Source organism: Achromobacter sp. CF-sbj1-Ac2-l, from assembly GCF_052698165.1.
Genome location: NZ_CP199855.1, coordinates 5,165,431 through 5,177,326 on the forward strand (window position 1 = coordinate 5,165,431; position 11,896 = coordinate 5,177,326).

An 11,896-nucleotide genomic window follows, 5' to 3' on the forward strand; every position below is an offset into this window, starting at 1 on the left:
CCGTAAAATGATATTAATTAGTCAATTGATGCGTTTTTCTCATGAAAATCGACGTGCTCGGCGTGCAGGCCTTCGTGGCGATCGCGGATCACAAGAGCTTTCGCCGCGCCGCCGGCGAGCTCAGCATCACCCAGACCGCGTTGAGCCGCCGGCTGCAGAACCTGGAATCGTTCCTGGGCGTGCGGCTGGTGGAACGCACCACCCGCTCGGTGGCGCTGACGCCGCCGGGCGACAGCTTCCTGCCGCAGGCGCGGCGGCTGCTGGCCGACCTGGCCGCGGCGCTCACCGAGATCCGGGAAACCGGCAAGGCCCAGCGCGGCGACGTGACGCTGGCCTGTGTGCCGACCATCGGCGTGCACTACCTGCCGCACATCCTGCAGCGCTACAGCGCCGAGCATCCGCAGAACCGCGTCAAGGTGCTGGACCATTCTTCCGGCGCGGTGGCCCAGGCGGTGCTCACGCGCGAGGCCGAGTTCGGCATCAACATCGCCGAGACCCACGCCCCCACGCTGCGAAGCATCCCGCTGCTGCAGGACGACTTCGTGCTGATCTGCCGCGAGGACCATCCGCTGGCGCGCCGCCGCACGCTGCCCTGGGAAAAGCTGGAGGGCCACCGGCTGATCTTTCCCGGCGCCAGCAGCAACAACCGGCCGCTGCTCGATCACGCGCTGGCCGAGCTGGCGCCGCGGCTGACGGCCTTCTATGAAGTGCAGCGCAGCTCGACCGCCGTCGGGCTGGTGGCGGCCGGCGCCGGCATCGCCGTGGCGCCGCGGCTGGCCTGGCAGGCCGGTTCGTATCCGGGGCTGCGCGTGGTGTCGCTGCACACGCCGGTGGTGAGACGCACCTTTTCGCTCATCAGCCGCAAGGGCGCGCACCTGTCGCCGGCCGCCCAGGCCTTGCACGACCTGATCCTGCGGCACCGCGCGCAGGGGCCGCGCTGACGCGCCGCCCGACGCGGAACTTTCGCACCGCCTTATACAATTGGTGACGCTTTGCCGGAGGAATCGGGCCACAATGCGTCGGCGCTTTTCCCGACCGCTTTTCCCGACCCATTAGGAACCACGATGAACAAAGCCCTTGCGGCGCTGCTCTGCGCCGTCCTGCCCGCCGCCGCGTCCGCGGTGCAGCCAGATGTCGAGCCCCTGACGCTCAACCCGCAAAACCAGCTTTACTGCAACAAGCAGGCCGACTGGTGCGTGGGGATCAAGGTCGACGGCGGCTTCGAGGATAACGGCCCGTTCGCCACCAGCCGCACCCTGCGCGCCGACTACCGCTTCTGGGACCTGCCCGACATCCCGAACTTCACGCGCTTCACGGTCTGGCCGCACCTCATCCGCCTGAGCGAGGAACGCGCGCTGGTCGGCGTGATCGGCCCCAACGAGCCGGACTACAAGGAAGAGATCCAGTTCCCCGGCGGCAGCTTCTCGCGCCGCGACCTGTACCTGTTCATGGTCGACCTGGGCGACAAGTCCTCGGCCCTGGCGCACCTGCTGCCCTACTCCGCCAAGGCCGGCATCCGCGCCTGCGCCAACGAGGCCGACGAGAAGCGCCGCGCGGGCAACTGCATGGACTATTACCGCTATGACGCCACGGTGAAGGCCCTGCCCAGCCAGCAGCCGTACCCGGACCTGCAGGTCACCACCCAGGCCACGCGCAGCCCGGCCGACGCCAGCCGCTACGCCGACGCGAGCAAGCGGCCCGCGCCGACGGCCGCGCAGTTGCAGCCCCTGGCCGACAAGCAGTGCAGCTACACGGTGACCTACAAGTGGAAGGAAGACGGCTCGGTCTACCAGCCGGCCACGCCGGTGCCGGACTGCGCCGAGTTCCTGGAACCGCAGCCCCGGAAGAAGTAAGGCGCGGGCCCGGCCGCCCAGGCGCAGCCCCGCCGCGCGGGCGTAACGCGCCCGGCTGCGGACGCCTCAGTCGGCGTAGCCCGGATTGCGCCGGTCCAGCCGGCGCAGCAGCCCCGGCCAGGCCAGCGCGGCCTTGTGGGCGCGGTCGGCCGGGGATTCCACCGCGGCGCGCGCCAGCACCTCGGGCGGAATGAACGTCAGTTCGCCGCCCGCCTGCGCCCGCACCTGCACCATGCAGGCCGCTTCCAGCCGGTGCATGGCCTGGAACGCTTCGGCCATGCTCTGCCCCACCGTCAGCAGGCCGTGATTGCGCAGGATCAGGTAGTTGTTGCTGCCCAGGTCGCGCACCAGCCGCGGCTGCTCTTCGGGATTGAGCGCCAGGCCCTCGTAGTCGTGATAGCCGAGCGAACGCAGCACGATGAACGCGAACTGCGACAGCGGCAGCAGGCCTTCCTTCTGCGCCGACACCGCCACGCCGTTGATCGAGTGCGTGTGCAGCACGCACATGGCGTCCTTGCGGGCCGCGTGGATACAGCTATGGATGGTGAAGCCCGCCGGATTGATGTCGTATTCCGAGTCCATCACCTTGCGCCCGTGCAGATCGATCTTGACCAGGCTGGACGCCGTGATCTCGTCGAACATCATGCCGTAGGGGTTGATGAGGAAATGCTCGGTGCCCGGCACCTTGGCGGTGATGTGCGTGAAGATCAGGTCGTCCCAACCGAACAACGCCACCAGCCGGTAGAGCGCCGCCAGGTCCTTGCGCACCTGCCATTCCGTCTCGCCGACCCGTTCGCGCACGCTGGCGCCCGTCTGCCCTGCCGTATCCATGCTGTCTCCCTTTGTGGTGTTCTCCCGCCGCAAGGACGCGGCGGGGTCTGTTGCGCACTGTATTCGGTTTGGGCGCCGGCGGCGGCGCGGCGACGGCAAGCGTCCGCAGCGTGCAACGCTGCCCGGTCAGCGGGTGTCGGCCGCCGCCTGGCGCAGAATGGCGGCCAGGCAAAGCCCCAGCGCGTCGGCGCGCGCCGGCGTGGCCTGGCCGATGCCGAAGACCAGTCCAGGCTCTGGCTCAACCATGCAGAATTCCGAATAGGTGCGGGCGCCGTAGCCGGCCCGCGCCAGCGCCTGCGCCACCAGGCGGTCGTCGATGGCGGGGTTGCGGAACCGAACCGCCAGCTTCAGGCCGCCGGCGCCGTCCGCCACCCGCAGCCAGCGCCCGCAATGCCGCGTCAGCGCGCCCACCAGGTTGTCCATGCGTTCGGCGTAGACGGCGCGCATGCGGCGGATGTGGCCGCGGAAATGGCCGTCGTCCAGGAAATCCGCCAGGCCGGCCTGGATGTGGATCGAGACCTCGCCCTGCCGCAGCGCCATGTCGGCCAGGCACGGCGCCACCAGCGCCGGCGGCAGGATGACGTAGGCCACCCGCAACCCTGGCGCCAGGGTCTTGGAGAACGTGCCGATGTAGGCCACGCGCTGGCCGCTGTCGATGCCCTGCAGCGCGGCGATCGGCCGCGTGGCGTAGCGGAACTCGCTGTCGTAGTCGTCCTCGATGATGAAGGCGTCGTGGCGTTGCGCCGCCTCCAGCAGCGCCAGGCGCCGCGGCAGGGTCATGGTGGCGCCGGTGGGACACTGGTGCGACGGGGTCACGTAGATCAGGCGCGGCGGGCCTTCGGCGGCGCGGGCCGGATCGATGCCGGCGTCATCGCAAGGCACCGGCGCCAGCCGCGCCCCGGCCCGCTGCAGCAGGGCGCGCGCTTTCGGGTAGCCCGGGTCCTCGATCCACGCCACGGGCGCCTGCGGCGTCAGCGCGACACGGGCCAGCAGATCGATCGCGGCCGCCACCGAGGGCAGGATCACCACCTGGTCAACCTGCGCCACCACGCCGCGCGCCGCGCCGACGTGCGCCAGGATCGCGCTGCGCAGGGCCGGCAGGCCGGCCACCGGTCCGTAGCCCAGGTCATGCACGCGCAGCGACTTGATGCGGCCGGCGACGCAGCGCGACCAGGCCGCCGCCGGAAAGCTCCTGAGGTCGGGAATGCCGGGCTGGAACGGCAGGCTGCGCGCGGCCGGCGCCGGAGGTGACGGCGGCGGGGCGTCGAGCGGCCCCGCCAGCGGCCGCGGCTGCCGCGCCGCGACCCGGGTGCCGGAGCCGCGCACGGTCTCGATATAGCCCTCCGCGCGCAGGCGGTCATAGGCCTGCACCACGGTCGATCGGGCGACCCGCAACGCCAGCGCCAGGGCGCGGGTCGACGGCAATTTTTCGCCAGCGCCGAGCCGGCCCGCCAGCACGCGTTCGCGAATGGCCCGGCACAACTGCCCTTCGAGATCGCCCTGGGGCCGGTCCAGCACCAGCCAGGTGACGGCGGCGGATGTCATGGCGGAAAGCGCGGAACGGGTCTGCCGGAATTTTAGTGGCATCGGCGCCCGCCGCGCCGCCCGCGCACCACACTGGTAGGGCGGACATCGGCAAAGCGGACGGTTGCGGCGGCGGCGATCGGCGCTACAAGTATGCGCCCACCCCGCCCTCACCGCTTCGCATGTCCTACGACCCGCTTCTCATCACCGGCGGCGCCCTGGCCGGCGGCCTGGTCTCCGGCCTGACCGGCTTCGGCACCGGCCTGACGGCCCTGCCGATCTGGCTGCTGACGCTGCCGCCCGCGCTGGCCTCGCCGCTGGTCATCCTCTGTTCGGTGGTCTCGCAGGTACAGACCCTGCCGTCGATCTGGCACGCCATCGACCTGCGCCGGACCGCGCCCTTCGTCGCCGGCGGCCTGCTGGGCGTCCCGGTCGGCGTGGCCATCCTGCCCCACGTGCCGCCGCGGTTGTTCCAGGGCGGCCTGGGACTGCTGCTGATGACGCTGTGCACCGTGCTGCTGCTGAACGGCCACTATCGCCTGCCACGCACCAGCCGCCTCGCCGACGGCCTGGTGGGCCTGGGCGGCGGCCTGCTGGGCGGCATCGCCGGGCTGTCCGGCCCGCTGCCGACCCTGTGGGCCGGGTTGCAGGGCTGGAGCAAGGACGAGCGGCGCGCGGTGTTCCAGTCCTTCAACCTGTCGATCCTGGCGGTGGCACTAGTGTCGCAGGCGGTATCGGGCTATCTCACCGGCGAAGTCATGTCGCTGGTCTGGCGCGCGCTGCCCGGCACGCTCGTGGGCGCCTGGCTCGGCCGGCGCCTGTACCACCGCGTCAATGTCGAGGTGTTCAACCGCATCGTGCTGCTGGTGTTGCTGGTTGCCGGCATCCACATGCTGATCCAGGTGTTCTGACGCGCAAACCCGTTGTTCACGGGCAAGTCCGTCTACAATTCAGGAATAATTCAGGTTCGCCGAAGAGCGGGGCTCGGCGTGCCACGACGACCTGTGAGACGGAGACACCATGCAAGACCCCATCAGGATCTTTGTCGGTTGCGACCCCAACGATTGCGATCTCGAGCAGATGATGGTGCTGGACTACAGTGCCCGCAAGCATGCCTCGCGCCCCGTCGAGATCACCTGGATGCGCCTGTCGCGCGACCCGGCCAGCCCCTGGTACTGCGATCCGGAGCGTGGCCGCGGCTGGCGCACCGAAAAATGGTCGACGCCATTCTCGGCTTTCCGCTGGGCCGTCCCCGCCGCGGCCGGCTTCCAGGGCCGCGCCTTGTACATGGACGCCGATATGCTGGTGCTGTGCGACCTGGCCGAGATCTGGGACCTGCCGCTGGACGGCGAAGCCATCGTCGCGGGCCGTCGCGACGGCGACGGCTGGCGCTCATGCGTGGCGCTGTGGGACTGCGCCCGTGCGCGCGCCCATCTGCCCACGCTCGAGGTCCTGCGCGCCAAGCGCCACGCCAATCGCGAGATGAAGCATTACTTCGCCGACCGGCCGCACCTGGTCCAGCACCTGGACGCCCGCTACAACAGCATCGATGGCGAAAACCTGGCGCGCGACGAGATCGGCATCCTCCACTATTCCGACATGGGCACGCAGTTCTCGCACCGCTACGCGATGCCGCGCCTGCGCGCAGAGGGCCGCCAGCACTGGTTCGACGGCGAAGTGGTGACGCACGCCCGTGCCGACCTGGCCGAGCTGTTCGATCGCTACTACCAGGAAGCGCTGGCCGCCGGCCATTCGCCCGACGACTACCGCAACGACGCGCCGTTCGGCAACGTGGTCAAGGCCTCGCAGAAGAACTACACCGGCAACCGGCCGCGTCCGGCGCGCCGCTCGTGGGTGCAGCGGCTGTGGGCCAGCGCGCTGGGCAGTTGAAGCCGGGCGGGTTTGGGCTCTAATAGGGCCATGCCCACCGCCCCCCTCGTTTCGTATTTCTGGAGCGGCGACGCGCTGCGCAGCCGCAGCGTCGGCGCCGCCGTGCGCACCGCCACGCTCGCCCTGCCCGCGCCGCCGGCGCGCCTGGTCGCCGACTGGGCGCGGGAAATCGACACCCGGCTCGAACTCGAACCCGGCGACGTCGAGCAGATGCCGCTGGCGCGCACCATGGCCCGCTGGCCCGAATACGGCGCCTGCGTGCGGGCCATGCGCAACTGGAGCGCCGCGCTCGGGCTGGGCGACCTGCTGGCCGACTGCGACATCGCGCTGATGGCCTGCCGCGGCGCCCGCTACCATCACGACGGCAATCAATACGGCGGCGCGGCCTTCTGCAATCTTTTCCTGAGCGAAGACAAGGAACTGGACCTGTTTTTTGCGCAGACCGGCCAGCGCATCGCGCTGACCCGCGGCACCGCCGTGCTGTTCGACACCTGCCAGCCGCATGGCGTGGTGCCGCGCGGCGCTCGCGCGTTCCGCGAAAGCGACTTCGCGCCGCGACCAGACCTGTCGCAACTATTCCTGACCTGGGAATTGCCCATCGAGGACCCGCGCGTGGCCGCCGCGCTGGACATCCGTTTTGACACAGACCCGGCTGGCGCAGCCGGGCTCGCTGGGGAGCAGGTGCGGCGCGGCGGCGCGCGCCTGGCCGTGCGGCCCGGCAGCGGCGATTGGGAAGCCGCCGCCTGACGGATCATGGACCGGGCCGGGCGTCATCGTGATGCGCCTCGTGTCCGTGCCACGGGGCCTGCGCCCGCGGGTTGTCGAACAGCTCGTCGAGCGACTCGATGCATTGCGTCGCCACAGCCGCCGCGCGGTCCAGCATCGCGGCCTCGCTGCGGCGCTGCGCGGCGCGCCAATCGTCGCCACTGACCAGCGCCTCGGCCAGCTCCGCCGCATCCAGCATCGCCAGGTTCACGCCGACCCCTAAAGGCGGCATCACATGCGCGGCGTCGCCCACCGCGGTCAACCCCGTCCGATGGGGCCAGCGCGTGCCCGCGGGCAACGACACGATGGGCCGCACCGCCGCGATCCGGTCCGCCTCGGCAATCAGCGCCAACAATGACGGCGACCAGCCGGCAAAGCGCGCCAGCAGCGCGTCCTTGCCGATGCCCGCCAGGGCCGGGTCCGGACGGCTGCCCGCCTGCGGCCCGGTGCGCAAGGCCGCGTAGACGCGCACGGTCGCGTTGCCGTTGCGCTGCGCCACGATGCCGTTGCCGCGATGCCGGGAGAACATCGTGCCGTGCCCGACCCGGGCGGCCGCCTCGGGATGGCGGCGGTCCACATCGTGCAGCCACAACTCGACGAAAGTGACGCCGCAGTACACCGGCTGCGCCGGCGTCAGCGCCGCGCGCACCCGCGACCAGGCCCCATCGGCGCCGATCACCAGGTCATAGGGTCCCATCTCGCCGCCGGCGCAGCGCAAGCCATGGCGCCCGTCGGCGCGAGGGATGACGTCCTCTAGCCGCCGCCCCCAACGCACGGTGCCGGCGTCCAGCGGCCGCAGCAGCAACTGGCGCAGCGCCAGGCGGTCGATCTCAGGCCGCTCTCCCATCCCCGCTGCTGGAATCTCCTCGCGCAGGACCGCGCCAGTGGCGTGATGCACCAGCCGTGTTTCCTGGTCCTCGTGGCGCGCCACCGCCATGAACGCATCCAGCAGGCCCGCCTGCGCCAGGGCCCGCTGCCCCTGCCCCGGATGCAGATCGAGCGATCCGCCCTGGTCGCGCGCGTCGATCGCGGCGTCGGCCTCGAACACATCGGCGCGCCAGCCATGGCGTTGCAGGATATTGGCGAGGGTGAGGCCGGCCGGGCCGGCGCCGATGATCGCGATGGTGGGGACTTGCGGCATGACGGCCTTTCCCTTAATTTAATAGGCACCTATGCATAGTACATAGGTGCCTATTAATTTGAAAGAGGACGTATGGCCACTCCCCCCGACTGGCAGCCAGGACGGATGCCCACGCTGTTGATCCACCGCTATGCGCGGCTGATGGCTCGGCGGGTGGACGAGGAACTCAAGCCCATCGGCATCACCGCCTCGCAACTGCCGGTGCTGGTGGCCCTGAAGGACTGCGCGCGGCTGACGCAGAAAGAACTGGCGCAAGCCTGCGACGTGGAGCAACCCAGCATGGCGCAGTTGCTGACGCGCATGGAACGCGATGGACTGGTGCAACGCGAACCTTCGCCGACCGATGGCCGCAGCAGCCTGCTGTCACTGACCGCCGCCGCCCGGCGCAAGCTGGAGCCGGGGCGCGCCATCCTGCGCCGGATTGACGAGCGGGCCTGCGCCGTGCTGACGCCGGCCGAGCGCGAAGCGCTGGCCGGCATGATGCTGCGGCTCCTGGAAGACGCCTACCAGTAGATGTCCTGGTTGTAGTACTTGTGCAGGTCACGCGCCCAGGTCTCGTCGGCCATGCTGGGCCAGTTGTCCTTGTCGAACCCCGGCGCGTTCTTGAGCGTCTCCTTGTCGACGTTGAGCACGAAGCACTTGCGGTCGGTGTCCAGCGTCAACGCGTTCCAGGGAATGGCGAACAGTTTTTCGCCCATTCCCAGCACGCCGCCGCGCGCCAGCACCGCATAAGCCACCCGGCCGCGCGGCACGTCGATCATGATGGCCTTCACGTCCCCCAGGCTCTCGCCGGCCGCGTTGTAGACGTCGTTGCCTTCCAGGGTATTGGCGGCCATGACTTCCGGTCCAGGGCCCAGCGCCTTGGTTTTCGGCCCGCCGACGATATTCGATTGATGTTCCATGGTGTCGCTCCCGCGCGGTTGCCCGCGGCATGTCGTGAAATGAATCGATAAAAAAGGATCGCTCAGCGACGGCGCGATTCCGCCATCAGGCAGGCGCCGGCCAGCGCGCCCACCAGCACGGCGCCGGCGATGGTCTTCCAGGCGTTTTCATGCACATAGCCATCGGTGGCGGCCGATACCTCGCGGGCCCGCCGCCAGGCATGCCGGCCCCGCTCGCGGGCCTCGGCGCGCGCGGCGTCGAGCTGGTGCTTGAGCCGATCACGCGCCGCCTCGATCTCCGCGCCGCCGTAGCTGGCGGTGCTGCGCAGCAGATTCTCGGTTCCCGATACCAGTTCACGCAGCGTGTTGCTGCCATTTTGTGTAGCCATGACCTCTCCTTGAAAAAATGACTGCCGGACGTCGGCCGGTTCAGGCGGCGGCCGCGCCCCTCTAAACCGTTAGCAAGTCGCGTGCCGCGCGCTCAGCCAGCCCACCATTGCTTGAGCGTGGCGCGCAGCGCCGCGGCGCCGGCGCCATCGCTTTCCTTGCCCAGCGCGGCCAGGTAGGCGCGCGCCTGCTTGAGCGATACGTGGGGCGGCAGCGGCGGTATCTCCGGATCGGTCACCACTTCCAGCACGACCGGCCGCCCCGCCGCCAGGGCCTGGTCCCAGGCCGGTCTGACCTGATCCGGCGCGGTCACGCGAATGCCTTCCAGGCCAAGCAGGCGGCCATAGTCGGCATAGGAGAACTGCGGCAGCCACTGCGAATCGGCAAAGCGCGGATCTCCGCCCATGACACGCTGCTCCCAGGTCACCAGGTTCAGATCGCCGTTGTTGAGCACCATCACCACCAGCGTTGGATTGCTCCATTCATGCCAGCGGTGGGCGATGGTGATGAGCTCGTTGATGCCCAGCATCTGCATCGCGCCGTCGCCCACCAGCGCGATCACCGGACGGCTGGGATAGGCCAGCTTGGCCGCCACGGCGTATGGCACGCCGCAGCCCATGCTCGCCAGGCCTCCCGATACCGAGCCCATCATGCCTTCGCGCAACTGCACGTCGCGCGCGTACCAATTGGCCGCCGAGCCGGAGTCGCAGGTGACAATGCAGTCCGTTGGCAGACGCTCGGACAATTCCAGGAAAGGCAACTGCGGGTTGACCGGATTGGCCGCGACCGACGCACGCGCGTGCACCTTTTCGCGCCACCGTTCCACCCGCTTTTCGATGTGGCTGCGCCATTGGTCGGCGGCCTTGGGCCGCAGCAGGGGCAGCAGCGCTTCCAGCGTCAGCCGGGCGTCGCCGACCAGCCCGACCTCGGCGGGATAGCGCAGGCTCAACTGGCGCCCGTCCAGGTCGATCTGCACGCAACGCGCCTGCCCTTCGCGCGGCAGGAATTCGGCGTAGGGAAACGAGGTGCCCACCATCAGCAGGGTGTCGCATTCGTTCATCATTTCCCAACTGGGCTGGGTGCCCAGCAGGCCGATGGCGCCGGTAACGTATGGCAATGCATCCGGCAGCACCGCCTTGCCCAGCAGCGCCTTGGCCACGCCCGCGCCCAGGCGCTCGGCCACCGCCCGGACTTCGTTGCCTGCCGCCAGCGCGCCCGCGCCCACCAGCATCGCCACCCGCTCGCCGCGATTGAGGATGTCCGCCGCGTTCTCGAGCGCGGCAGCCGGGGGCACGGACGCGTGCGAGGTGACGCCGATGCCGGTGTGCACCGTGCCGTGCTCGCGCGGCGGCGCGGGCACGGCTTCGAGATCCTGCACGTCGTTCGGAAAGATCAGGCAGGTGACGCTGCGCCGTTCCATGGCGATGCGCATGGCGCGGTCGACCATGTGCCGCGCCTGCAGCGGCGAGGTCACCATGTGCACGAAATCGTGCGCCACGTCCTTGAACAGATTGGCGAGGTCCACCTCCTGCTGGGAGTCGCCGCCCAGCGCGCTGCGAGCCTGCTGGCCCACGATCGCCACCACCGGCTGATGGTCCATCTTGGCGTCGTACAGACCGTTGAGCAGGTGGATCGCTCCGGGTCCGGAGGTGGCCATGCAGACCCCGACCTGCCCGGTGAACTTGGCGTGGGCGCACGCCATGAAGGCCGCGGCTTCCTCGTGCCGGGCCTGCACGAATTGCAGCGCCTGGTTGCGGCCGAAGGCGCCGATCAGTCCATTGATGCCGTCCCCTGGATAGCCATAGATGCGTTGCACGCCCCACTGGCCGAGGCGGTCCAGCACGAAGTCGGATACGGTTTGCACGGGGGTTCTCCTTGCGATTGCGATGATGCAATCACCCGCCTGCGCAATTGCCGTTCCCTCCGCCCAGCCGCCGGCGCGGTGGCGGCGGACACGCCTCCCATGGCATCCCTTACAAGGACCGGTAATTAACGGCCCCCGCGCCGGGCCCGACCAACGCTTCGTTCGGGCTGCCGGCGGATTGAGCGTCACCGGGAGGTTGGCGCGGCCTTCAACCCCGCACCGCCGACTCGATGCCGGCGACGTCGATCTTGCCCATCTGCATCATGGCCTCGAAGGCACGCCTGGCGGCGGCGCGGTCCGGCGACACCAGCGCCTCGGTCAGCACCCGCGGGGTGATCTGCCAGGACAAGCCCCAGCGGTCCTGGCACCAGCCGCACACGTTTTCCTGGCCGCCGTTGCCGACGATCGCGTTCCACAGGCGATCGGTCTCCGCCTGGTCGTCGGTGGCGACCTGGAACGAGAAAGCCTGGTTGTGCAGGATGCCGGGGCCGCCATTCAAGCCGAGACAGGGAATGCCGGCCACCGTGAACTCCACCGTCAGGACATCGCCCTCGCGCCCGGACGGATAGTCGGCGGGCGCATGCATCACGCGGCCCACGGCGCTGTCGGGAAATGTCTGCGCGTAGAACCGGGCCGCGTCCAGCGCCTCACGGTCGTACCAGAGGCAAATCGTATTCTTGCTGATCATCATCGGTCTCCTGCGATGAGAAGCGACACACGAAACGAAACGCGCGCGAAACGAAACACGCGCCGCGCGCTG

General features: G+C 69.6%; 13 protein-coding genes. 6 read left to right on the plus strand and 7 right to left on the minus strand.

Annotated features, from left to right (window positions below; all coding sequences use genetic code 11):
* The first annotated feature begins 41 nt into the window (after positions 1–41).
* On the plus strand, positions 42–941 hold the full coding sequence (locus ACUDCK_RS23755; RefSeq protein ID WP_006386038.1) for a LysR family transcriptional regulator: 900 nt from the start codon (positions 42–44) through the stop codon (positions 939–941).
* A 123-nt stretch (positions 942–1,064) separates the two neighbouring features.
* Positions 1,065–1,853, plus strand: a complete 789-nt coding sequence (locus tag ACUDCK_RS23760) for a hypothetical protein (protein WP_064527710.1) — start codon at positions 1,065–1,067, stop codon at positions 1,851–1,853.
* Between the two features lie 66 nt (positions 1,854–1,919).
* Here the strand turns inward: ACUDCK_RS23760 and ACUDCK_RS23765 are convergent, their stop codons facing one another.
* Together ACUDCK_RS23765 and pdxR are read right to left on the minus strand one after the other, a co-directional pair.
* Positions 1,920–2,684: a class II aldolase/adducin family protein gene (locus ACUDCK_RS23765; protein WP_054500815.1), complete on the minus strand. Its 765-nt coding sequence runs from the start codon at positions 2,682–2,684 to the stop codon at positions 1,920–1,922.
* Between the two features lie 126 nt (positions 2,685–2,810).
* Positions 2,811–4,229 (minus strand): MocR-like pyridoxine biosynthesis transcription factor PdxR, encoded by a 1,419-nt coding sequence (pdxR, locus tag ACUDCK_RS23770; RefSeq protein WP_175167143.1) that lies wholly within the window; start codon positions 4,227–4,229, stop codon positions 2,811–2,813.
* Between the two features lie 161 nt (positions 4,230–4,390).
* Between pdxR and ACUDCK_RS23775 the strand changes: the two genes are divergently transcribed.
* The 3 genes from ACUDCK_RS23775 (at position 4,391) to ACUDCK_RS23785 (ending at position 6,845) form a co-directional block, all read left to right on the plus strand.
* Positions 4,391–5,119, plus strand: a complete 729-nt coding sequence (locus ACUDCK_RS23775) for a sulfite exporter TauE/SafE family protein (RefSeq protein ID WP_175167142.1) — start codon at positions 4,391–4,393, stop codon at positions 5,117–5,119.
* Between the two features lie 109 nt (positions 5,120–5,228).
* Positions 5,229–6,098: a hypothetical protein gene (locus tag ACUDCK_RS23780; protein ID WP_064525898.1), complete on the plus strand. Its 870-nt coding sequence runs from the start codon at positions 5,229–5,231 to the stop codon at positions 6,096–6,098.
* 30 nt (positions 6,099–6,128) lie between these two features.
* Positions 6,129–6,845 carry a hypothetical protein gene (locus tag ACUDCK_RS23785; protein ID WP_175167141.1) on the plus strand — a complete coding sequence of 239 codons (717 nt, stop codon included), beginning with the start codon at positions 6,129–6,131 and terminating at the stop codon, positions 6,843–6,845.
* 4 nt (positions 6,846–6,849) lie between these two features.
* Here the strand turns inward: ACUDCK_RS23785 and ACUDCK_RS23790 are convergent, their stop codons facing one another.
* Positions 6,850–8,004: an FAD-dependent oxidoreductase gene (locus tag ACUDCK_RS23790; protein ID WP_175142640.1), complete on the minus strand. Its 1,155-nt coding sequence runs from the start codon at positions 8,002–8,004 to the stop codon at positions 6,850–6,852.
* A gap of 72 nt (positions 8,005–8,076) precedes the next feature.
* On the opposite strand from ACUDCK_RS23790, the gene ACUDCK_RS23795 reads away from it, so the two are divergent.
* Positions 8,077–8,517, plus strand: a complete 441-nt coding sequence (locus tag ACUDCK_RS23795) for a MarR family winged helix-turn-helix transcriptional regulator (RefSeq protein ID WP_064525893.1) — start codon at positions 8,077–8,079, stop codon at positions 8,515–8,517.
* Here ACUDCK_RS23795 and ACUDCK_RS23800 read toward each other — a convergent pair.
* The 4 genes from ACUDCK_RS23800 to ACUDCK_RS23815 form a co-directional block, all read right to left on the minus strand.
* Positions 8,508–8,906, minus strand: coding sequence for a PRC-barrel domain-containing protein (locus ACUDCK_RS23800; protein WP_054500808.1), 399 nt, complete (start codon positions 8,904–8,906; stop codon positions 8,508–8,510). The two genes, ACUDCK_RS23795 and ACUDCK_RS23800, sit on opposite strands and share 10 nt — an antisense overlap.
* A 62-nt stretch (positions 8,907–8,968) precedes the next feature.
* Entirely contained in the window at positions 8,969–9,274 is a 306-nt protein-coding gene (locus tag ACUDCK_RS23805; RefSeq protein ID WP_054500807.1) for a DUF883 family protein, read from the minus strand.
* 92 nt (positions 9,275–9,366) lie between these two features.
* Positions 9,367–11,136: a thiamine pyrophosphate-requiring protein gene (locus ACUDCK_RS23810; protein ID WP_175167140.1), complete on the minus strand. Its 1,770-nt coding sequence runs from the start codon at positions 11,134–11,136 to the stop codon at positions 9,367–9,369.
* Between the two features lie 208 nt (positions 11,137–11,344).
* Positions 11,345–11,824, minus strand: coding sequence for a VOC family protein (locus ACUDCK_RS23815; RefSeq protein ID WP_175167139.1), 480 nt, complete (start codon positions 11,822–11,824; stop codon positions 11,345–11,347).
* Positions 11,825–11,896: the final 72 nt, after the last annotated feature.